Origin of the sequence: Pseudomonas sp. zfem002 (assembly GCF_032621685.1) — a bacterium.
Classification (GTDB): Bacteria; Pseudomonadota; Gammaproteobacteria; order Pseudomonadales; family Pseudomonadaceae; genus Aquipseudomonas; species Aquipseudomonas japonica.
On record NZ_JAVYJH010000002.1, the window covers coordinates 240,736 to 260,692 of the forward strand.

The following is a 19,957-nucleotide window of genomic DNA, read 5'->3' on the forward strand; positions in this document are numbered from 1 at the left end:
CTCAGCGCTTTTTCGAAATATTTTTTCAGCGCAGCAAGGTGACCCGGCCGAGCAGGGTGTGGCGCTGGAATCCGGCCACCGCGCCGAGGGCGTCGAGGGCCGCCAGCGGGTCGTTGCCGGGGAAGCTGCCGCTGACCTTGCGCGCGCCGAGGTCGCCGTCGAGCAGCAGGATCCGCCCCGGATAGTAGCGGGCCAGGTCGTCCACCACCTGGCGCAGAGGCACCTGGTAGTAGTTCAGCCAGCCCTGGCGCCAGGCCAGGCGGCTTTCACTGTCGACCCCGTGCACGCCGCCGGCGCGGCCGTCGCGGTAGTCCACCTGCTGGTTGGCGCCGAGGATCTGCGGCGGCTGGCCTTCGCCGGCGCTGACCGCGACCCGCCCGGACAGCACGGTGACGTCCACCCCGCCGGCCTGCCGACGCACCTCGAACTTCGTCCCCAGCACCTCGGTGCGCCCGCCGTCGGCCTCGACGATGAACGGCTGGCCAGTGTGCGCGACCTGGAAGAACACCGCGCCACGCTGCACCTCGATGCGCCGCTGGCCGTTGCTGAAATCGACGCTGATGGCGCTGTCGGCATCCAGCGTCAGCTGCGAGCCGTCGGCCAGGGTCACGTCACGGACCTGCCCCACCGCCGCCACATGGTCGGCGCCGAAATCACGCAGCCAGTCCGCCGGATGCCAGCAGGCACCGATGCCGAGCATCAGCAGCACCGAGGCGGCCGCCGCCAGGCTGCCCAGCCGGCGCCAGGACGACGCGGCCGGGCGCTGCATGGCACGCAGGTACGCCTGCAGCGCCGGGTCTTCTTCCATGGCCAGGCGCGCGGCCGGCGCCTCGCTGAGCTGCCACAGCTGCTGCGCCTCGCGGTAGGCCTGGCCATGCGCCGGATCGCTGAGCAGCCAGCGCTTGAACGCAGCGCCCTCGGCCAGCGCCGGCTGGCCGTTGATACGGGTCAGCCAGTCAAGGGCGGTCTGCTGCTGTTCGGGACTGGTCGGGGCGGTCATCGCGGCGCGCTTCCTGGCTTGCGGGATTGCTCGGGGTCCACGGCGACACTCGCCTTGCAGGCCTCGAGGGCGCGCATCATATGTTTTTCCACGGCACTTTGGGACAGCTTCATGACCTTGGCGATCTCGCCGTAGGTGCGCCCATGGATGCGGTTGAGCAGGAAGATATGCCGGGTGCGCTCGGGCAACTGGCGCAGGGCCGCCTCGATCCGGCGCAGGTCGCTGTCGGCTTCCAGGGCGGCCTGCGGCTCGCTGTCCAGCGCCGGCTGCAGCGGCTCGGCCAGGCTGTCGGTGACCCGCTCGCGGGCACCTTCGCTGCGCAGGTGATCGATGGCGATATTGCCGGCGCAGCGCATCAGGTAGCTGTCCAGGGCTTCGACCTCGACCTGCGGCCGGCGCCAGAAGCGCAGGAACAGGTCCTGCACCAGGTCCGCCGCCGTCGCCCGACAGCCGACCCGCCGGCTCACCAGGCTTTCCATGCGCCCGCGCTGGGCCAGGAACACCTGGAGGAAGCGTGCTCGCGCCGGGGTGTCGGCGGGTGGCGGGTCGAAGGGTTCGTTCATCGCCTCAGATCAACCCCAGCGCGGCACAGGGCGCCAGCAGCAGGCTGAGCAGGGCCAGCCCGAGCAGCCAGCGCGGTCGATAGGGCAGGACGAACACCCACAGGCACAAGGCGGCCATGAACAGGCCGAAGAACTCGGCCAGGCCCACGGCCCAGCCCGCGTGCTCGACCGCCGCGCCCAGGGCGAGGGCCAGCAGCAGCCAGCCGGCGCAGCGCAGGCCGAGCAGTTGCGCCGCCGTCGCCTTGCGCCCGAGCAGGTCGTTGAAATGCTTGTCCATGGCCAGGCACAACGCGGCGGAGCCCGCGAAGGCAAACAGGGCGATCGCCAGCATCAGCCTGCCTCCGCTTCGCGCTTGCCCGCGGCAGCGGCCTTGGCCGGCCGTGGCACGCGCCTGGGCGCTGCGCTCGGCGCACCGAGCATCTTGCCGGCGCCCCAGGCGAGGAACAGGCCGCAGCCGAGGGCGGTGAGGTCGAAGCCGGCCATGGCCCAGTCGCCGGCGCGCAGGGAATGCTGCAGGCCCTGCCCGGTGCTCAGGGCGTTGAGCAGCGGCAGCCCCGCCCAGAGCAGCGCCGCCAGGGCCAGTTGCTCACCCCAGGCGCGTCGGCCCGGCCGCAGCACGGCATGCAGCAAGGCGGCCAGCCAGACGCCGAAGAACACATTCACCTCCCAGTCGGCGCGCCCCTGCAAGGTCACCGGCAACAGGCGATTGGCCCAGAAGAAACCGGCCACGGCGAGGATCAGCCCGCTCATGCTGGCGATATTCAGCACCTCGACCAGACGCAGCTCGAACGGCTGGGTGCCGCTTTTCGCATGCTTGAGCTGGCGCTTGCCGAGCCACAGCACCAGTCCGGTGCCGATCACCGCGGTGCCGGCCAGGCCGAAGAAGAAGTACAGCCAGCGCAGCAGCGGCCCGGCGAACGAGGCCATGTGCAGACCGTAGAAGCCACCACTGATGATCCCCGGGACATGCTCGGCGCGCGCGCTCCACCGCAGCGAGCCGTCGACACCGTCGTAGCGCCAGCCGGCGCCGCGCTGCACAGCGACGCGCTCGTGGCCGTCGGGGATGAACAGCACCTGCGCATTGCGATCGCCGGGGCGCTGCACGTCGACCCAGATCACCTTGGCCTCGGGCGCCTGCTCCAGCACCTTCGCGTACAGCTGCGGCAAGGCCGGCAGCGGCTGCTTCTCGCCGGACGGCTGCAGGTTCTGCCGCGGGCTGAAGACGTCGTTGAAGAACGCCTGCTCGTCGCTGCCATAGCTGGCGAGGATGCTCGCCGGCATGACCATGTACATGAAGATCACCAGGCTGCTGTAGCTGATCATCAGGTGGAACGGCAGCACCAGCACGCCGATCGCGTTGTGCCCGTCGAGCCAGGAACGCTGGCCCTTGCCGGGACGGAAGGTGAAGAACTCCTTGAAGATCTTCTTGTGGGTGATGATCCCGGTGACCAGGCCGACCAGCATCATCAGCGCGGCGAAGGTCGCCAGCCAGCGGCCCCAGGGATAGGGCATCTCCAGCTGGAAGTGGAAGCGGTAGAAGAACTCCCCGCCACGGGTATCACGGGCCTCGATCTCCTCGCCGCTGGCGGCGTCGAGGGTCTTGCGGGTGAAGCCGCGCGGACCTTCGCCGCCACGCCAGCCGACGCCGATGCCGGGGGTGCGTTCGTCCGGCAGCTGGATGAACCAGCTCGGCGCATCGGCGGCATGCCGCTGCAGGTAGTCCTGGGCCGTGGCCAGGCTGCTGGCGGTGTCCAGCGCGCGCACGGGGATCTCCGGCTGGCTCCAGCGGGTGATCTCGGGCTTGAAGTAGGACAGGGTCCCGGTGAGGAAGATCGCGAACAGCAACCAGCCGAAAATCAGGCCGGCCCAGGTGTGCAGCCAGGCCATCGCCTGGCGGAAACCCTCTTTCATGGCTGGTTCATCCAGTACGTCAGTCCATTGATCACCGCCAGCACCGCGGCCGGCAGCAGGATACCCAGCCAGGCCCTGGCCGCGGTACGCGCGGCGAACGCCCAGAGGAACGCGCCGAGGTAGAACAGGAACGCGCTCATCATGCCGCTGAGCACCGCCTCGGGGCGTGACAGCGGCAGCCACAGGCTCAGGCAGACGCTGGCCATGGACGCCAGCAGATAGCCACCGAGCAACGCCGCGAGGCAGCGCGAGGCCACGGCCAGGCGGTAACTCAGGTTCAGGCCGGCGGCTTTGCTCTTCATGAAGGAATATCCACGGCGGAAAAGGCCGACAATATAAATGATAAGGATTCTCACACGCAAAACTGTCTTGCGTGCCGCCGGTCATTGTCCGATTGCAGCCAGCGCTGCCTGCGTCGACGCGAGCATGCACCGATCCCCGGTGACCTGCTGTTCAGCAGCCACTGGAAGTGAGGAATAGCTTCAATCGCGAGTACTTCACCCGGTGGTTCGACGGCAACAACAAGGGCAAGTACGGAAGGGCACCACGCAGGGTGGATCTGCAGAGGTCGGTGGCGTTCTGAAAGACGTGGGGGCCGCTCTGCGACCCTTCGCGAGCAAGGGGGGAAGCTTGCCCGGTGAGTTATCTCCCTGATCCTAACCCGATTTCACGGCCCGTTTGAAAGAATAATTTTTTATTTTCCAGGGGGTTGAAATGTTCGGCGAAGTGCCTGACCTTGTAGTCAAGAGGCAATGATTTCCACAGGGGTCCCTCCCCTCATCGGCCTCTTGCGAGCTAGCTGAATAAGGATTGGAATCATGCAAATCCAGGTCAATAGCGACAACCATATTCAAGGCAACATCCGGCTGGAGCAGTGGGTACGCAGCACAGTGGAAAGCACGCTCGACCGCTACGACGATTCCCTGACCCGCATCGAAGTGCATCTGCGGGACGAGAACGGCGACAAACCCGGCCCGCACGACAAACGCTGCCAGATGGAGGCACGCCCCAAAGGCCATCAACCGATTTCCGTCACCCACAAGGCCGCTTCGCTGGACCAGGCCGTTGAGGGTGCAGCACAGAAACTGAACAACGCCCTGGAACACCTGTACGGCAAGCTGCGCAGCAAGCGCGCGGTGACCGAGCAGGTCGGCAGTGCCAATGACGCGCTCCTGCAGGAAGAATTCCTCGAGCGCCTTGGCTGACAGAAAAATACACACGCGAGACGGTAAAAGCCCCGGGGCCCAAGGACCCGGGGCTTTTTATTTGCGCGTCCTGAAGGTCGGCACGCGGGCCGGATTCAGTGGCTCTGCAGTTTCTCCAGCTCATCCGCCCGCTGCTGGGTCATGTCCACTTCACACCCTGCGCCATTGAGCTGATCGATGGTCCCACCGGTCAGCCCGTAATACATCCCGCAATTGGCATCGCGGTACTTGACCCACAGCCGCTGGGCATCGCGCAGCTTGCCCTGCTGCTCGGCTTCGAGGCTGGCCATGGCCTGCTTGTAGGCCTGGTTCAGGCGGCTGTCCTGACGCTTGAGTTCGACACCGGAACAGTCGCGCATGGCGACCGTGCTGGCGGCGCCTTTCATGCACTGGCTGTAACTGTCGGCCTGGGCCATCGGGCTGGCGCCCAGCAGGGCCAGGGCGCTGGCGAGGATTCGCGGGTTCATCGGCAAACTCCATGTCGGGGTGAACGGGTTGGATAACTCATGAAACAGCAGGTTCCAGCAGGCAGGCACGCATCACCTGCCCGCGCAACCAGCAATGTGCGGCATCGCCCTCGCGGCGCACGTGCCAGGCCTGCTGGAAGGCGAAGGCGCGAATCGGCAGTGGCGGCGCAAAACAGCGCAGCCCGCGAGGCGGCCGCGACAGGCTGCGGCGGGCCACGGTCAACAGCAGATCGGTGCCCGCGATCACTTCGGTGGCCGCCGTCCAGTGTGGCAGCGCGAGGGCGACCCGGCGCTGCACGCCCAGCGCGGTCAGGGCCAGGTCGATCTCGTTGTCGGCACCTGGACGCACCGCCACCAGCACATGGGGCCGCGCCAGCCACTCGGCAAGGTCCAGGCCGCCACGGACCGGCAGGGTCTCGCGGTCGGCGAGGCAGGCGAAGGTTTCCTCGAACAGGGTCTCGGCACACAGCGGCGCGGCGAGGTCGGGGAAGACGCCCAGGGCCAGGTCGACTTCGCCATCCATCAACTGACTGAGCATGGCCTCGCGGCTGCCCTGGGTCACCACCAGGTCGATGCCCGGCGCTTCCTCGCGCAAGCTGCGCATCAGCGGCGGCAGCACCACCCGCGCGCCATAGTCGGACATCGCCAGGCGGAAGCTGCGCCGCGCCCGCGCCGGCTCGAAACCGGGACTGCTGAGCAGGGCGTCGAGCTGCTGCAGCGCTTCCTGCAGTGGCTGGCCGAGGGCCTGGGCGCGGGCCGTGGGTTGCAGGCGCCCACCGCGACGCACCAGCAGCGGGTCGGCGAAGATCTCGCGCAACTGCGCCAGGGCATGGCTGACCGCCGGCTGGCTGCGGTGCAGGCGCAAGGCCGCGCGGGAGACGTGCTGCTCGGCCAGGAGGGCGTGCAGGGTCAGCAGCAGGTTGAGGTCGATACGGCGCAGATCATCCATCTGACGAATAGCCTGTGTGCAGAATTCGAATTTCCATCCAGCGTGTGGATAACCAAGACTGCCTCATGCCTGTCGTGCGTATCAAGGAGTCCGCCATGAATCTGAACCTCGCCCCTGCCGTCGTGCTGCTGCCGCTGATCGCCCTGCTCGCCGGTGCCGCCGTGCCGTTCCAGGCCGGGAGCAATGCCGCGCTCGGGCGCCTGCTCGGTCATCCGTTGTGGGCGGCCCTGGTGTCGTTGTCGGTGAGCGTGCTGCTGGTGCTGCCGGCGCTGTGGCTGATGCGCGCGCCGCTGCCGCACCTCGCCGCGCTGGCCAATGCGCCGTGGTGGACGTGGTTCGGCGGCGTGGCCGGGGTGGCCTACATCACCGCGGCGCTGATCCTCACGCCGAAGCTGGGGGCGGCGGGGTTCATCGTCTGCGTGATCGCCGGGCAGGTGCTGTCGTCGCTGGCGATCGACCAGTGGGGCTTGATGGGCCTGCCGGAGCGGCCGGTGAACCTGGCGCGCTTGCTCGGGGTGGGCTTGATCGTGGTGGGGATGCTGGTGGTGCAGTGGGGGACCACGTCCAGTCGCTAGCTGTTCAGGCGGCGGTGGAGCCGAACTCGAACGGCTGCAGGGGCGGCAATCCATGGGCCGCGCGGGCATCGTCGCAGCGCTGGTTGTGCTCGCCGTTTTCCCAGGACGCCTCGAACTCGCGACACGGGGTCGAGCGCTGTTCGTACATGTTGCAGGCGACCGCCTTGCCCACCTCGCCGGTCAGGGAAATGCAGCGGGCCGGCTTGGCGTCGGTGCCGATCATGGCCACCCGGTGCGGGGTGATCTGCACCACCAGGTCGTCCGGTACGCAGCCCCCGGCCGAGGCGCATTCGCCCCAGAAGAAGGAGACACGGAAGTGCGCGCAGCAGGCGCCGCAAGTCAAGCAAGGATGGGTATCGGACATGGTGTCGGGAGGGGGAAGAATTGTCGTTATGGGGAGGATCCCGTCGCCAATTCTATGCAACGGCACGCCGTTGAGAAGGGGGTGAAGAAAAGAAAGTTCGGCGCCCGACCAGCGGAATGAAAAAAGCCCGAAGCGCCCCTGCAGCGGGGACTTCGGGCTTTTCGCCAGCGCCTTACGCCTTGGCCGGTTTCAGGCTTTTCGGCGGCTCGATGCCATCTGCGCGGAACATCTGGCGGATGCCGCGAACCGCCTGGCGGATCCGGTCCTGGTTCTCGATCAGGGCGAAGCGCACATGGTCGTCGCCGTAGTCACCGAAGCCGATGCCCGGCGATACGCAGACCTTGGCCTCGGCCAGCAGCTTCTTGGAGAACTCCAGCGAGCCCAGGTGCGCGTACTGCTCGGGGATCTTGGCCCAGACGTACATCGACGCCTTGGGGTTGTCGACCATCCAGCCGATCTCGTGCAGGCCCTTGACCAGCACGTTGCGGCGCTGGCGGTACTGCTCGGCGATGTCGCGCACGCACTGCTGGTCGCCTTCCAGGGCGGCGATGGCCGCCACCTGCAGCGGGGTGAAGGTGCCGTAGTCGTGGTAGCTCTTGATCCGCGCCAGGGCGCTGACCAGTTCCGGGTTGCCGACCATGAAACCGATGCGCCAGCCGGCCATGTTGTAGCTCTTGGACAGGGTGAAGAACTCCACCGCGATGTCCTTGGCCCCCGGCACCTGCATGATCGACGGGGCTTTCCAGCCGTCGTAGACGATATCGGCGTAGGCCAGGTCGTGAATCACCAGCACGCCATACTGCTTGGCCAGTTCCACCACACGCTCGAAGAAGTCCAGCTCCACGCACTGCGACGTAGGGTTCGAGGGGAAGCCGAGGATCATCATCTTCGGTTTCGGAATGGATTCGCGGATGGCCCGCTCCAGCTCGGTGAAGAAGTCCACGCCCGGGACCAGCGGTACCGAACGGACCTGGGCGCCGGCGATGACCGCGCCATAGATATGGATCGGGTAGCTGGGGTTGGGCACCAGCACCGTGTCGCCGTGGTCCAGGGTTGCCAGCATCAGGTGAGCCAGGCCTTCCTTGGAGCCGATGGTGACGATGGCTTCGCTTTCCGGGTCGATCTCGACCTTGTAGCGTTCCTCGTACCAGCGCGAGATCGCGCGGCGCAGACGGGGGATGCCTCGGGACGTGGAATAGCCGTGGGTGTCTTCGCGCTGGGCGACCTGCACCAGCTTCTCGACGATGTGCGGCGGCGTGGCCCCGTCGGGGTTGCCCATGCTCAGGTCGATGATGTCCTCGCCACGACGGCGCGCGGCCATCTTCAGTTCGGCGGTGATGTTGAAGACGTAGGGGGGGAGACGATCGATGCGCGCGAAACGGCGCGGCGAGCTGTTGTCGGCCATGCTTTCCTCGGAGACGTAAGCGCCCGGAACCGTCCGAGCGACGTTGGCCACTGCGGTGACCGAGGGAGAATGTAGGGCTGGGCCGGGATGGATGTAAAGAGGTATTTCGTGAAAGCTCGCAAGTGCACCTCGGTCAGTGTGGGAGCGGATTCATCCGCGATCGGCGGCGCAGCCGTCGTAAAACCTGGGTCCCAAGTCTGCCTGACACTCCCGGGATACCGGTTTTATGGCCGCTTCGCGCCCAATCGCGGATGAATCCGCTCCCACAGGGCCCGCGGCGCAAACAAAAACGCCCCGGAACCTCTCGGCTCCGGGGCGTCTTCGTCAAACCGTTCGTGCTCAGTGCACGTAGGTCATCAGCACTTCGGCAGGCGAGCGGGTATCCACCGACATCATCACGCTCAGCGCGGTGATGGTGAAGATGGAGAAGGCGAACACCTTGCGCGCCCACAGACGATCGTCCGCCACCTTGTTGCCGCCCCAGGCCATGTACAGCCAGTACAGGCCCATGGCCGCCGCGACCGCCAGGTAGCCCAGGCCGGCGTAGCCGCCGACGGTGAGCATCAGGGTCGCGACGATGAACGCAACGATGTACCAGAGGATCTGCTTCTTCGCCGCCTGCACGCCACGGGCGACCGGCAGGACCGGAATCGACGCGGCGCGATAGTCGTTGAAGCGGAAGATCGCGATGGCATAGGAATGCGGCATCTGCCACAGGCTGAACATCACCAGCAGGGTCAGCGCAGCCAGGTCGAAGGTGCCGCTCACGGCGCAGTAGCCGATCACCGGAGGCATGGCACCGGACAGGCTGCCGACCAGGGTGCCGTGCACCGACTTGCGCTTCAGGTACAGGCTGTAGAAGCCGACGTAGATGACGAAGCCGATCAGGCCGCACAGCGCTGCCAGGGCATTGGCCTTGAAGTACAGCAGGCCGAAGCCGACGACCCCGAGCAGGGTCGCGTAGGCCAGTGCCACGGGCGACGAGATCGCACCCTGGACCATCGCGCGGTTCCTGGTGCGCTCCATCTTCACGTCGATGTCGCGGTCGATCCAGTTGTTGAAGACACAACCGGAGGCGACCACCAGCGAAGTACCGATCACCGTGGCGAGGAACAGCATGAAGTCGACATGCCCTTGCGCGGCGAGGAAGAACCCGCCCGCTACCGACAACACGTTGCCGAAAATGATTCCCGGCTTGGTGATTTGAATGTAGTGCTTAAGGGACATGTCGCCTTACCTCACTTCGCCATCATGCTGGTATGGATGCTGAACATGATCCACAGCGACAGACCGACCAGCAGGGCGATCACCAGCGCGGTGAACAGGAACGACGTCACGCTCGAGCGTGCCGCCTTCGAGCCATCCAGGTGCAGGAAGTAGTACAGGTGCACGACGATCTGGATCACCGCGAAGGCGATGATGATCAGCAGGGTCATGTCCTTCGGCAGGGTCGGGTACATCACCAGGCCGAACGGAATGACGGTCAGGATCACCGACAGGATGAAGCCGATGGCGTACGACTTGACGCTGCCGTGGTTGGCTTCTTCGTGGCCGTGGCTGTTGTGTGCGTTAGCCATTTACAGAACTCCCATCAGGTACACGACGGTGAACACGCAGATCCAGACCACGTCCAGGAAGTGCCAGAACAGGCTCAGGCAGCTCATGCGGGTCTTGTGGGTGTTGGTGATGCCGTGCTTGTTGATCTGGTACATCAGGATCGCCATCCAGATCAGACCCGCGGTCACGTGCAGACCGTGGGTACCGACCAGGGCGAAGAAGCCCGACAGGAAGCCGCTGCGGCTAGGACCGAAGCCCTCGCTGATCAGCAGGTGGAACTCGTTGACTTCCATGCCGATGAAACCGGCACCGAGCAGCCAGGTCACCGCCAGCCAGCCGAGTACGCCGGCCTTGTTGCCCTTGTACATCTGCAGCATGGCGAAACCGAAGGTGATACTGGAGAACAGCAGCAGCGCGGTCTCACCCAGTACGTAGTTCAGCTCGAAGATGTCATGACCCGACGGGCCGCCGGCAAAGTTGCCGGACAGCACCGCGTAGGTGGCGAAGATCGACGCAAACAGGATGCAGTCGGTCATCAGGTACAGCCAGAAACCGAAGACGGTCATCTCGCTGCTGTCGTGATGGTGATCGTCGTGCCCATGGTCGTGACCATGAGCACCTGCGTTGATTACATGACTGGACATTGATTAAACCCGCTCAAACGATTCGACACGTGCACCGACAGGCGCACCGGTGGCCAGGCCCAGAGCTTTCATGCGCTCACCTTCGATGCGCGCCACTTCCTCGGCCGGAACCATGTAGCCCTGGTCGTCACGCGCGGCGTGGCGAACGAAGACTGCGACGGTAGCGAACAGGCTCACACCCACCAGCCACCAGATGTGCCAGATGAAGGCGAAACCGAAGATGGTCAGGAACAGGCCCATGAACACACCGGTGGAGGTGTTGTTCGGCATGTGGATCGCTTCGTACTTGGCCGGAACCTTGTACGCAACGCCGGCTTCCTTGGCTTCGTGCCAGGCATCCAGGCCCACTTTCTCAGGCATGGTGGCGAAGTTGTAGAACGCGGGTGGCGACGAAGTCGACCATTCCAGGGTACGGCCGCCCCATGGGTCGCCGGTCACGTCCAGGTTGTCCTTGCGGTCGCGGATCGAGACGTACAGCTGGATCAGCTGGCAGGCGATACCGAACAGGATCAGCACGGCGCCGACCACGGCAACGTACAGGTACGGTTCCCAGGCAGGGTTGTCCGAGGTGTTCAGACGACGGGTCATGCCCATGAAGCCCAGGGCGTACAGCGGCATGAAGGCCACGTAGAAGCCGGAGATCCAGAACCAGAAGGCAGCTTTGCCCCACTTCTCGTTCAGGGTGAAACCGAAGGCTTTCGGGAACCAGAAGGCGAAGCCCGCGATGTAGCCGAAGACCGCACCGCCGATGATCACGTTGTGGAAGTGCGCGATCACGAACAGGCTGTTGTGCAGAACGAAGTCGGCACCTGGAACGGCCAGCAGAACGCCGGTCATGCCACCGATGGAGAAGGTGACCATGAAGCCCAGGGTCCACAGGACTGGCGCGGTGAAGCGCAGACGGCCCTGGTAGATGGTGAACAGCCAGTTGAACAGTTTGACGCCGGTCGGGATCGAAATCAGCATCGTCGCCAGACCGAAGAAGGTGTTGACGCTGGCGCCGGAGCCCATGGTGAAGAAGTGGTGCAGCCATACCGCAAAGCCCAGTACCGCGATCGCGCCCGATGCGTAGATCATCGAGTGGTGACCGAACAGGCGCTTGCCGGTGAAGGTCGAGGTGACTTCCGAGAACACGCCGAAGGCCGGCAGGATCAGGATGTAAACCTCGGGGTGACCCCAGGCCCAGAACAGGTTGACGTACATCATCGGGTTCCCACCAAGCTCGTTGGTGAAGATGTGGAAGTCCAGATAACGGTCAACGGTCAGCAGAGCCAGTGCAGCAGTCAGGATCGGGAACGAAGCGACGATCAGCACGTTGGCCCAGGTGCAGGTCCAGGTGAAGATCGGCATGTCCATCAGCTTCATGCCAGGTGCGCGCATTTTCAGCACGGTCACCAGGAAGTTCACGCCGGTCAGTGTCGTACCCAGACCGGACAGCTGGAGTGCCCAGATGTAGTAGTCAACGCCGACACCCGGGCTGTACTGGATACCCGACAGCGGTGGGTACGCGACCCAGCCGGTCTTGGCGAACTCGCCGACGCCCAGGGAGATGTTGACCAGCGCAACGCCGGACACCAGCAGCCAGAAGCTCAGGGAGTTGAGGAACGGGAAGGCCACGTCACGGGCGCCGATCTGCAGCGGCAGCGCCAGGTTCATCAGGCCGGTGAAGAATGGCATCGCCATGAAGATGATCATGATCACACCGTGAGCGGTGAAGATCTGGTCATAGTGTTCAGGCGGCAGGTAGCCCTCGGCACCGCCGGTGGCGGCCGCGAGCTGGGTACGCATCATGATCGCGTCGGCGAAGCCGCGGATCAGCATCAGCATGGCGACGATGATGTACATCACGCCGATCTTCTTGTGGTCGACCGAGGTCAGCCACTCGGACCAGAGGTAGGTCCACTTCTTGAAATAGGTGATTGCCGCGAACAACGCGATACCGCCGAGCGCGATCATGGCGAGGGTCACCATGACTATCGGCTCGTGGTACGGGACCGCGTCCAGACTTAATTTACCGAACATCTCTTACTCCTCTGCCCCGGCAGCTGAATGCATACTCACGTCCATCCCTTCGGTACCGGTAGTGGCCGCTGCTGCTTTGTGCTCGGCCTTCTCGTGTACCACCGGCTTGCCGCGGTTCATGCCTTCGTACTTGTCGACGATGGACTGGAACTGGTCGGCCGGCGCCACGCTGTACAGCGCGACTGGATTGTTTTCGCTTGGTTTGGCCAAGGCTTCGTATTCAGCCTTGTCCAGCTGTTTTGGCGATTGCTTGACTTCGTTCACCCACGCCTCGAAATCGGCCTGGGAGGTGGCGACTGCCTTGAACTTCATACCGGTGAAGCCGGCACCGCTGTAGTTCGCCGAGATACCGTCGAACTCGCCGTTTTCGTTGGCGATCAGGTGCAGCTTGGTGGTCATGCCGGCCATTGCGTAGATCTGGCCGCCCAGCGCCGGGATGAAGAACGAGTTCATCACCGCATCGGAGGTCACGCGGAAGTTCACCGGGGTGTTGGCCGGGAAGACGATCTTGTTGACGGTGGCGATGCCTTGTTCCGGGTAGATGAACAGCCATTTCCAGTCCAGGGCGACCACGTCGATCTGCACCGGCTTCACGTCGGAAACCAGCGGACGATACGGGTCCAGCTCATGGGTGGTTTTGTAGGTGACGACACCCAGGGCGATGATGATCAGGACCGGGATGGTCCAGATCGCCACTTCGATCTTGGTCGAGTGCGACCAGTCCGGGGTGTACTTGGCGGCCTTGTTGGAAGCGCGGTACTTCCAGGCGAACGCCAGGGTCATGAAGATGACCGGAACGACCACCAGCAGCATGAGGCCGAAGGCGATCAGGATCAGGTTCTTTTGCTCAATGCCGACCTGGCCCTTCGGGTCGAGCAGGGTCCAGTTGCACCCACTGAGTAAAAGCATGCCTAAAAAGGGCAGAATGCCAAACAGTCTGGGGTAACGCTTTTTACTCATCTCACGACCTCTAGATCAGCTTGCTTCAATGCAATTTGTGTTTTGGTCGCCAACACTTCGTCCTGCCAAGTGTCAGCATTTACGGGCGAATAAGGTCATACCTTGAGAAGCGACGCTGCTCGGCATGAACCTTGGGTGGTGCGTGGTTATTGTTCTGACTTCGTGGGCAACAGGCCTGTATTTCAGACCAAGTCCATTTGGTGCGGAAAATCACGGAGGGGAGTCAGCCCGGCATCGCCGCGGGCGATGCTCGTCGAAGTCAGCGAAAAAGGCCTCGGGGCCTTTGAAACTGCGACTTAGCAAGCAGTGCCGAACGGAAATTGGGGGCGATTGTAGATAGGTCGCCCCCCCTTGACTATGACTTATTGAGCAACAGTCTTTTACAGAAAGTGTAATAATCTCAGGTAAAAAATCAGTTTCGCGACAGTTTGTCGCACCCGCTCCACTAGCTCTGAAACGCCCGTACTACAAGGGCTGCGGGTTGACGCAAGTCAATCGCCCTGTGTGCGTTGTGGGAAATCTCGCCGCACAAGGGGCTTGCGTCAAAACAGGACTTTTGTCTAACCCCGACGACGGTTGCGCCAGATGCCCAGCGGCACCAGGATCGCGGTCAGGACGAATGCTACAAGTGCCCATTGTGCAAGGGAAAGTCCCAATACAGGTGGGTATGGCGTGGAGCAGAAACCGTCGACCTGGAACACCAGCGGCAGGACCGAGGCCAGCGGCAGTCCGTCGACGATCGGTTGCAGGGTATCGATGCCGCAACTGACCGCCGGGTTGGCGAGGATGTACACATGGTTGCCGGCGGCGGCGACGCCACCGAGGGCGCTGAGCACCACCAGCACCTCGAACAGGGTAAGGCTGCGCTTGCCGGGCATGGCCGCGCCGATGAAGGCGAACAGGGCGATCAGCAGCAGTGCGTAGCGTTGCAGGATGCACAGCGGGCAAGGTGCCTCGCCGAGGACGATCTGCATGTACAGGGCGCCACCGATCAGCGCCAGACAGATCACGCCCAACAGGACCAGAAAGCGCCGTTCGCGGTTCAGGCGCTGTGATTGCTCGTTCATTGGCATTCCCTTCACTCAGTGGTTCGGCCGCGCGAAATTCGCGGGGCGCACAAGATGACCGTGCGCCGGCGGAAAGTCTACAGGCAGACCATGAAACAGAAGTGAAGTCCGCGTGAAAAGCCAGGCGCGGGGAGAGAGTGAAGTTTGGGCGGATTAAAGGAGGATTAATGAACGGGGGAATCGGAACCGCGGACAAACCACGCGCCTACGCAGGGCGGTGAATCCCCGTAGGAGCGTGGCTTGTCGTGTGACGAACCACCGCGAAAGGGCCGCAAAGCGGCCCCGACTGTCGAAGGTTACTCCAGCGCCGCAGCCGGCCCGAAGAACTCGTAGCGGCTCTGCCCTTCCGGCACCCGCAGCGCCTTTAGATGGCGCTTGATCGCCGCCATGAAGCCCTTGGGCCCCAGGAAGTAGGCATCCAGGTCACGCTCCTGCGGCAGCCACTGGTCCAGCTGCGCCTGGCTCAGTTGCCCCAGGGCATCCCCCGGCAGGCTCGTGCCGTCATCCACGTCATAGCAATAGAAGCGCTTCAACTGCGGATTGCGCGCCGCCAGGGCATCCACATGCTCGCGGAAGGCATGCACCGCGCCGTTGCGCGCACAGTGGATGAAGTGGATCTGGCGCCCGCTGTCCAGCGCCGCTTCCAGCATCGCCAGGGTCGGGGTGATGCCGACACCACCGCTGATCAGCACCAGCGGCTTGTCGCTCGCGCCCAGGGTGAAGTCGCCCGCCGGCGGGAACAGGTTGAGGCTGTCGCCGACCTTGAGCTGGTCATGCAGGTAGTTGGAGACCTTGCCCTCGGCCTCGCGCTTGACGCTGATGCGGTACAGACGACCGTCACCCAGGGTCGACAGCGAATAGTTGCGACGCTGCTCGACGCCATCGATCAGCAACTGCAGGCCGATGTACTGACCCGGTTCGGCCACCAGCACCGGCTTGCCATCTACCGGGGCGAAATAGAAGGAGACGATCTCGGCGCTCTCCTCGACCCGCTCCACCAGGCGGAACGCCCGCGCACCACGCCAGCCACCCGCGGCCTGTGCCTTCTCCTGGTACATGCCCTCCTCGGCACCGATGAGGATATCGGCCAGTTGCTGATAGGCCGCACCCCAGGCTTTCAGCACCTCGGGGGTGGCGATGTCGCTGCCCAGCACTTCCTCGATGGCGCGCAGCAGGCAGCTACCGACGATCGGGTAATGCTCCGGAAGGATCTGCAAGGCCACATGCTTGTTGACGATCTGCCCGACCAGGCCACCCAGTTGCTCCAGCTGGTCGATGTGCCGGGCGTACATCAGCACGCCGTTGGCCAGGGCGCGCGGCTGGTCGCCGCTGGCCTGGTGAGCCTGGTTGAACAGTGGACGGACCTCGGGGTACTCGCTGAGCATCATCTTGTAGAAATGCGTGGTCAGGGCTTCACCACCGCTTTCCAGCAGCGGAACGGTGGCCTTGATGATTGCACGGTCTTCGGCGGTCAACATGAAACGACTCCTGAGCCTGTCGGCTTCTGGTGAAATACTGAAAGAGTCATTTCAGGAAGCGTGCCAACCCTTAACACCAATGAAATCAGGGTCTTGAAGACCAGTAGAGTCAAATTGACCTGAAAACTGATAGAGTCATAAAGACCCGAAGGAGTCATTATGACCGCAAAGCCCCTGCTCACCGCCCTGCTGCCCCTGGTCAGCGACCTGTCCCGCGACCTGCCCGAACGCGAGCGCTATCGTCGCCTGCTCGGAGCCATGCGCGCCCTGCTGCCTTGCGATGCCGCCGCCCTGCTGCGCCTGGATGACGAGTGGCTGGTGCCGCTGGCGGTGGACGGCCTGAGTCCCGACACCCTCGGCCGGCGCTTCCGGGTCAGCGAGCACCCGCGCTTCGCCGCCCTGCTCAGCCGCAGCGGCCCGACCCGCTTCGCCAGCGACAGCGAGCTGCCCGATCCCTACGACGGCCTGGTCGAAGGCCTGCACCAGCACCTGGAAGTCCACGACTGCATGGGCTGCCCGTTGTTCGTCGACGAGCGTCCGTGGGGCCTGATCACCCTCGACGCGCTGTCGCCAGAGAGCTTCCAGCAGGTCGAACTGGATGCCCTGCAGGCCTTCGCCAGCCTCGCCGCGGCCACGGTCAACGTCGCCCGGCGCATCGAGCGCCTGGCCCTGCGCGCCGAGGACGAGCACCAGCGCGCCGAGGTCTATCGCCAGGCGAGCGGCCAGCAGGTCCGCGAACTGATCGGCCAGAGCAAGGCGCACAAGCGCCTGCTGGAAGAGACCCGCCTGGTCGGCGGCAGCGACCTGACCGTGCTGATCACCGGGGAAACCGGGGTCGGCAAGGAGCTGGTGGCCCAGGCCATCCACCAGGCCTCGGCGCGCGCCGACAAGCCGCTGATCAGCCTCAACTGCGCCGCCCTGCCCGACACCCTGGTGGAAAGCGAGCTGTTCGGCCATGTGCGGGGCGCCTTCACCGGCGCGGTGGGCGAGCGCCGCGGCAAGTTCGAGCTGGCCAATGGCGGCACGCTGTTTCTCGACGAGGTCGGCGAACTGTCCCTGGTGGTCCAGGCCAAGCTGTTGCGGGTCCTGCAGAGCGGGCAGTTGCAGCGCCTCGGTTCGGACCAGGAACACCGCGTCGACGTGCGCCTGATCGCCGCCACCAACCGCGACCTGGCCGAAGAGGTCCGCGCCGGGCGTTATCGCGCCGACTTCTATCACCGCCTCAGCGTCTACCCGCTGCCGGTGCCGGCCCTGCGCGAGCGCGGCCGCGACGTGCTGCTGCTGGCCGGCTACTTCCTCGAACAGAACCGCTCGCGCATGGGCCTCAACAGCCTGCGCCTGAGCCCCGAGGCCCAGGCCGCGCTGCTGGCCTACGACTGGCCGGGCAACGTGCGCGAACTGGAACACCTGATCGGTCGCTCGGCGCTCAAGGCCCTCGGCCAGCACCAGGATCGGCCGCGGATCCTCACCCTCGACAGCCACGACCTCGACCTGCCGGGTGCCGCCCCCGAGGCGCCGACCGCGACCGCCAGCGCAACCGCGCCGCCCGCTCACGGCGACCTGCGCCAGGCGCTCGACCAGTATCAGCGGCAACTGATCGGCCAGTGCCTCGAACGGCATCAGCACAACTGGGCCAGCGCCGCGCGCGAACTCGGCCTGGACCGTGCCAACCTCGCGCGCCTGGCGCGCCGGCTTGGCCTGCGCTGATTTGCTGATAGGCTAAAGCGTTGCGCGCTCGGGTCGATAACCCGGGACACGCCCTGGAATTCATCACTCACTGCCACGAAGGTTTCTATGTTCTCGCAAAAAGCTCGCGCGGACTCGCTGTCGCTGCTGCTGTTCACCCTGCGCAGCGGCAAGCTGATGGCGATCAACCTGCTCAAGGTCAGCGAGATCATTCCCTGTCCGCCCTTGACCCGCCTGCCCGAGGCTCACCCTCACGTCAAAGGCGTCGCGACCCTGCGCGGCAACCCACTGCCGGTGATCGACCTGTCCCGCGCCATCGGCGAGCGGCCACTGGCCGATCCCAACGGCGGCTGCCTGATCGTCACCGATATCAGCCGCTCCAAGCAGGGCCTGCATGTCCAGGCGGTGAGCCGCATCGTGCATTGCAAGAGCACCGATATCCGTCCGCCGCCCTACGGCTCGGGGGAAAAATCCTTCATCACCGGCGTGACCCGCATCGACGACACCCTGGTGCAGGTGCTGGACATCGAAAAGGTCATCCACACCATCACCCCGGCCCAGCATCACGATGCCCCGGCGCAGCTCAGCGAAGAGGACGCGGCGGTACTGGCGGCGACCAACATACTGGTGGTGGATGACAGCCAGGTTGCCCTGCAGCAGTCGATCTACACCCTGCGCGGGCTCGGCCTGGAATGCCATACCGCGCGCAGCGCCAAGGACGCCATCGCGGTGCTCCTGGACCTGCAGGGCACCGCCCAGGAAATCGACGTGGTGGTCTCGGACATCGAGATGTCGGAGATGGACGGCTATGCCTTCACCCGCAGCCTGCGCGAGAGCCCGGACTTCCAGCACCTGTACGTGCTGCTGCACACCTCGCTGGACAGCGCGATGAACAGCGAGAAAGCCAAGGCAGCGGGCGCGAACGCGGTGCTGACCAAGTTCTCCTCGCCGGAATTGACCGATTGCCTGATCGTGGCGGCGCGGACGGTGGCCTTTACCGAGCGCTGACTGCCGGCGTGCCCTACTCCGTAGGAGCGTGGCTTGTCGTGTGACGAACCACCGCGAAGGACCGCGCAGCGATCCCGGATAGCAGTGAGGTCTGGGACCGCTGGCGCGGTCCTTTGCGGGCGAGCCACGCTCCTACAAAAAGAGATGCGCGGGGCATCGTCAGGCATAATCAGCCCTCATTCCGCGGGAGCCACTTCCTTCCATGAAAGCGTCCATCCTCGCCCTGCTCCTGCAAGGCCGCTACCCGCAGAAGCACATGAACAACCGCAAGGGCACCGAGCTGTGCCTCTACGACCGCCGGCAGAAGACCGCCTACGTCACTGAATGGACCCCGGGCACGCCGTGAACAGCACCGCCGAGACGCTTCACTTCAACTGCACCGGCTGCGGCAAATGCTGCACCGGCCACCATGTCCCGCTGACCCTGGACGAAGCCCGGCAGTGGGTCGACGACGGTGGCCAGGTCATCGTCCTGGTCGAAGCGTTTCTCGACAACGGCCTGGGCCTGCCCGCCGCGCAACACGAGCATGCCCGCCGGCGCTCCTGCGCGGTGCCCTGCGGGACCACGGAAATCTTCGTTGCCATCACCTTCGCCGCCTTCAACCCCGGCCCCTGCCGCAATCTCGACGCCGATCTGCGCTGCCTGATCTACGAGCGCCGGCCGCTGGTCTGCCGCATCTATCCGATGGAGATCAACCCGCACATTCCGCTGCGCCCCGAGGCCAAGGACTGCCCGCCGGAAGCCTGGGACCACGGCGAAGCCCTGATCCATCGCGAGCGCGTGGTCGACCCGAAACTGCTGGAACTGATCGAGCGTTCACGCCAGGCCGACCGCGACGATATCCGCGACAAGGCGCTGATCTGCCAGCGCCTGGGCATCGACACCAGCGCCCTGAAAGGCAACGGCTTCACCGCCTACCTGCCGGACACCACGGCGCTGCGCCAGGCCATGCTGGCGACCGCCGGCGACCGGCATGCGCCACTCGCCGCCTGGGCTGTGCATGTGGAGGATGGCGACCTTGCCGGAAAACTGGACTCGGCAGGGGCCAGGATCACCGGCACCAGCGCCGGGCACTACAGTTTCATCGGGTTCTGAG

At 64.8% G+C, this 19,957-nt stretch carries 22 protein-coding genes; 6 read left to right on the forward strand and 16 right to left on the reverse strand.

All coding sequences use genetic code 11. The annotated features are described in order from the left end of the window. Positions 1–25: 25 nt before the first annotated feature. The 5 genes from RTI28_RS04425 to RTI28_RS04445 are packed head-to-tail and all read right to left on the reverse strand — an operon-like array spanning position 26 to position 3,776. Positions 26–1,000 carry a FecR family protein gene (locus tag RTI28_RS04425; RefSeq protein WP_316919303.1) on the reverse strand — a complete coding sequence of 325 codons (975 nt, stop codon included), beginning with the start codon at positions 998–1,000 and terminating at the stop codon, positions 26–28. Continuing rightward, complete coding sequence (locus tag RTI28_RS04430) at positions 997–1,563, reverse strand: RNA polymerase sigma factor (protein WP_316919304.1); 567 nt, start codon at positions 1,561–1,563, stop codon at positions 997–999. The genes RTI28_RS04425 and RTI28_RS04430 overlap by 4 nt, the downstream gene beginning before the upstream one ends. 4 nt (positions 1,564–1,567) lie before the next feature. Further along, entirely contained in the window at positions 1,568–1,894 is a 327-nt protein-coding gene (locus tag RTI28_RS04435; protein WP_316919305.1) for a DUF3325 domain-containing protein, read from the reverse strand. Then, positions 1,894–3,474 carry a PepSY-associated TM helix domain-containing protein gene (locus RTI28_RS04440; RefSeq protein WP_316919306.1) on the reverse strand — a complete coding sequence of 527 codons (1,581 nt, stop codon included), beginning with the start codon at positions 3,472–3,474 and terminating at the stop codon, positions 1,894–1,896. Before RTI28_RS04440 ends, RTI28_RS04435 begins: the two co-directional genes overlap by 1 nt. After that, positions 3,471–3,776 (reverse strand): DUF3649 domain-containing protein, encoded by a 306-nt coding sequence (locus tag RTI28_RS04445; RefSeq protein ID WP_316919307.1) that lies wholly within the window; start codon positions 3,774–3,776, stop codon positions 3,471–3,473. Before RTI28_RS04445 ends, RTI28_RS04440 begins: the two co-directional genes overlap by 4 nt. Positions 3,777–4,292: 516 nt before the next feature. Between RTI28_RS04445 and RTI28_RS04450 the strand changes: the two genes are divergently transcribed. Beyond that, a complete protein-coding gene (locus RTI28_RS04450; protein ID WP_316919308.1) occupies positions 4,293–4,679 on the forward strand; it encodes an HPF/RaiA family ribosome-associated protein in 387 nt (128 codons plus the stop codon). A 95-nt stretch (positions 4,680–4,774) separates the two neighbouring features. On the opposite strand, the gene RTI28_RS04455 is transcribed toward RTI28_RS04450, so the two are convergent. Both RTI28_RS04455 and RTI28_RS04460 read right to left on the reverse strand, forming a co-directional pair. Next, a complete protein-coding gene (locus tag RTI28_RS04455) occupies positions 4,775–5,146 on the reverse strand; it encodes a lysozyme inhibitor LprI family protein (RefSeq protein WP_316919309.1) in 372 nt (123 codons plus the stop codon). Between the two features lie 37 nt (positions 5,147–5,183). Continuing rightward, positions 5,184–6,095 carry a LysR family transcriptional regulator gene (locus RTI28_RS04460; RefSeq protein ID WP_316919310.1) on the reverse strand — a complete coding sequence of 304 codons (912 nt, stop codon included), beginning with the start codon at positions 6,093–6,095 and terminating at the stop codon, positions 5,184–5,186. A 95-nt stretch (positions 6,096–6,190) separates the two neighbouring features. Between RTI28_RS04460 and RTI28_RS04465 the strand changes: the two genes are divergently transcribed. Beyond that, on the forward strand, positions 6,191–6,670 hold the full coding sequence (locus RTI28_RS04465) for a DMT family transporter (RefSeq protein ID WP_316919311.1): 480 nt from the start codon (positions 6,191–6,193) through the stop codon (positions 6,668–6,670). Positions 6,671–6,674: 4 nt separating this feature from the next. Here RTI28_RS04465 and RTI28_RS04470 read toward each other — a convergent pair whose 3' ends face one another. From RTI28_RS04470 to hmpA, 9 genes are all read right to left on the reverse strand, one after another. Next, complete coding sequence (locus RTI28_RS04470; RefSeq protein ID WP_316919312.1) at positions 6,675–7,034, reverse strand: YkgJ family cysteine cluster protein; 360 nt, start codon at positions 7,032–7,034, stop codon at positions 6,675–6,677. A gap of 172 nt (positions 7,035–7,206) precedes the next feature. Beyond that, positions 7,207–8,439, reverse strand: a complete 1,233-nt coding sequence (gene alaC, locus RTI28_RS04475) for an alanine transaminase (RefSeq protein ID WP_316919313.1) — start codon at positions 8,437–8,439, stop codon at positions 7,207–7,209. A 339-nt stretch (positions 8,440–8,778) separates the two neighbouring features. Next, entirely contained in the window at positions 8,779–9,666 is an 888-nt protein-coding gene (cyoE, locus tag RTI28_RS04480) for a heme o synthase (RefSeq protein ID WP_316919314.1), read from the reverse strand. 11 nt (positions 9,667–9,677) lie between these two features. Next, the gene (cyoD, locus tag RTI28_RS04485; RefSeq protein WP_316919315.1) at positions 9,678–10,016 is read right to left on the reverse strand and encodes a cytochrome o ubiquinol oxidase subunit IV; all 339 of its coding nucleotides are present in this window, start codon (positions 10,014–10,016) and stop codon (positions 9,678–9,680) included. Beyond that, positions 10,017–10,640 (reverse strand): cytochrome o ubiquinol oxidase subunit III, encoded by a 624-nt coding sequence (cyoC, locus tag RTI28_RS04490; RefSeq protein ID WP_042120901.1) that lies wholly within the window; start codon positions 10,638–10,640, stop codon positions 10,017–10,019. Between the two features lie 3 nt (positions 10,641–10,643). Next, entirely contained in the window at positions 10,644–12,662 is a 2,019-nt protein-coding gene (gene cyoB / locus RTI28_RS04495) for a cytochrome o ubiquinol oxidase subunit I (RefSeq protein ID WP_316919316.1), read from the reverse strand. 3 nt (positions 12,663–12,665) lie between these two features. Beyond that, positions 12,666–13,622: a ubiquinol oxidase subunit II gene (gene cyoA / locus RTI28_RS04500; RefSeq protein ID WP_316919317.1), complete on the reverse strand. Its 957-nt coding sequence runs from the start codon at positions 13,620–13,622 to the stop codon at positions 12,666–12,668. Positions 13,623–14,182: 560 nt separating this feature from the next. Further along, a complete protein-coding gene (locus tag RTI28_RS04505; protein ID WP_316919318.1) occupies positions 14,183–14,689 on the reverse strand; it encodes a disulfide bond formation protein B in 507 nt (168 codons plus the stop codon). A gap of 296 nt (positions 14,690–14,985) precedes the next feature. Next, the gene (gene hmpA, locus RTI28_RS04510) at positions 14,986–16,167 is read right to left on the reverse strand and encodes an NO-inducible flavohemoprotein (RefSeq protein WP_316919319.1); all 1,182 of its coding nucleotides are present in this window, start codon (positions 16,165–16,167) and stop codon (positions 14,986–14,988) included. A 159-nt stretch (positions 16,168–16,326) separates the two neighbouring features. Here hmpA and norR point away from each other — a divergent pair, with 159 nt between their 5' ends. From norR to RTI28_RS04530, 4 genes are all read left to right on the forward strand, one after another. After that, positions 16,327–17,874 carry a nitric oxide reductase transcriptional regulator NorR gene (gene norR / locus RTI28_RS04515; protein WP_316919320.1) on the forward strand — a complete coding sequence of 516 codons (1,548 nt, stop codon included), beginning with the start codon at positions 16,327–16,329 and terminating at the stop codon, positions 17,872–17,874. 87 nt (positions 17,875–17,961) lie between these two features. Further along, positions 17,962–18,861: a chemotaxis protein gene (locus tag RTI28_RS04520; protein ID WP_316919321.1), complete on the forward strand. Its 900-nt coding sequence runs from the start codon at positions 17,962–17,964 to the stop codon at positions 18,859–18,861. Between the two features lie 202 nt (positions 18,862–19,063). Next, complete coding sequence (locus RTI28_RS04525) at positions 19,064–19,207, forward strand: hypothetical protein (protein ID WP_316919620.1); 144 nt, start codon at positions 19,064–19,066, stop codon at positions 19,205–19,207. Next, the gene (locus tag RTI28_RS04530; RefSeq protein ID WP_316919322.1) at positions 19,186–19,956 is read left to right on the forward strand and encodes a YkgJ family cysteine cluster protein; all 771 of its coding nucleotides are present in this window, start codon (positions 19,186–19,188) and stop codon (positions 19,954–19,956) included. Before RTI28_RS04525 ends, RTI28_RS04530 begins: the two co-directional genes overlap by 22 nt. Position 19,957 lies beyond the last annotated feature (1 nt).

Excerpts from the sequence above, each read along its gene's own strand:
- RTI28_RS04440 (WP_316919306.1), bottom strand. The coding sequence starts at position 3,474 with ATGAAAGAGGGTTTCCGCCAGGCGATGGCCTGGCTGCACACCTGGGCC.
- RTI28_RS04445 (WP_316919307.1), bottom strand. The coding sequence starts at position 3,776 with ATGAAGAGCAAAGCCGCCGGCCTGAACCTGAGTTACCGCCTGGCCGTG.
- RTI28_RS04450 (WP_316919308.1), top strand. The coding sequence starts at position 4,293 with ATGCAAATCCAGGTCAATAGCGACAACCATATTCAAGGCAACATCCGG.
- RTI28_RS04460 (WP_316919310.1), bottom strand. The coding sequence starts at position 6,095 with ATGGATGATCTGCGCCGTATCGACCTCAACCTGCTGCTGACCCTGCAC.
- RTI28_RS04525 (WP_316919620.1), top strand. The coding sequence starts at position 19,064 with ATGAAAGCGTCCATCCTCGCCCTGCTCCTGCAAGGCCGCTACCCGCAG.
- RTI28_RS04530 (WP_316919322.1), top strand. The coding sequence starts at position 19,186 with ATGGACCCCGGGCACGCCGTGAACAGCACCGCCGAGACGCTTCACTTC.
- hmpA (WP_316919319.1), bottom strand. The coding sequence starts at position 16,167 with ATGTTGACCGCCGAAGACCGTGCAATCATCAAGGCCACCGTTCCGCTG.
- RTI28_RS04435 (WP_316919305.1), bottom strand. The coding sequence starts at position 1,894 with ATGCTGGCGATCGCCCTGTTTGCCTTCGCGGGCTCCGCCGCGTTGTGC.
- RTI28_RS04470 (WP_316919312.1), bottom strand. The coding sequence starts at position 7,034 with ATGTCCGATACCCATCCTTGCTTGACTTGCGGCGCCTGCTGCGCGCAC.
- alaC (WP_316919313.1), bottom strand. The coding sequence starts at position 8,439 with ATGGCCGACAACAGCTCGCCGCGCCGTTTCGCGCGCATCGATCGTCTC.
- norR (WP_316919320.1), top strand. The coding sequence starts at position 16,327 with ATGACCGCAAAGCCCCTGCTCACCGCCCTGCTGCCCCTGGTCAGCGAC.
- cyoB (WP_316919316.1), bottom strand. The coding sequence starts at position 12,662 with ATGTTCGGTAAATTAAGTCTGGACGCGGTCCCGTACCACGAGCCGATA.
- cyoC (WP_042120901.1), bottom strand. The coding sequence starts at position 10,640 with ATGTCCAGTCATGTAATCAACGCAGGTGCTCATGGTCACGACCATGGG.
- RTI28_RS04425 (WP_316919303.1), bottom strand. The coding sequence starts at position 1,000 with ATGACCGCCCCGACCAGTCCCGAACAGCAGCAGACCGCCCTTGACTGG.
- RTI28_RS04455 (WP_316919309.1), bottom strand. The coding sequence starts at position 5,146 with ATGAACCCGCGAATCCTCGCCAGCGCCCTGGCCCTGCTGGGCGCCAGC.
- cyoE (WP_316919314.1), bottom strand. The coding sequence starts at position 9,666 with ATGTCCCTTAAGCACTACATTCAAATCACCAAGCCGGGAATCATTTTC.
- cyoD (WP_316919315.1), bottom strand. The coding sequence starts at position 10,016 with ATGGCTAACGCACACAACAGCCACGGCCACGAAGAAGCCAACCACGGC.
- RTI28_RS04465 (WP_316919311.1), top strand. The coding sequence starts at position 6,191 with ATGAATCTGAACCTCGCCCCTGCCGTCGTGCTGCTGCCGCTGATCGCC.
- RTI28_RS04430 (WP_316919304.1), bottom strand. The coding sequence starts at position 1,563 with ATGAACGAACCCTTCGACCCGCCACCCGCCGACACCCCGGCGCGAGCA.
- RTI28_RS04505 (WP_316919318.1), bottom strand. The coding sequence starts at position 14,689 with ATGAACGAGCAATCACAGCGCCTGAACCGCGAACGGCGCTTTCTGGTC.
- cyoA (WP_316919317.1), bottom strand. The coding sequence starts at position 13,622 with ATGAGTAAAAAGCGTTACCCCAGACTGTTTGGCATTCTGCCCTTTTTA.
- RTI28_RS04520 (WP_316919321.1), top strand. The coding sequence starts at position 17,962 with ATGTTCTCGCAAAAAGCTCGCGCGGACTCGCTGTCGCTGCTGCTGTTC.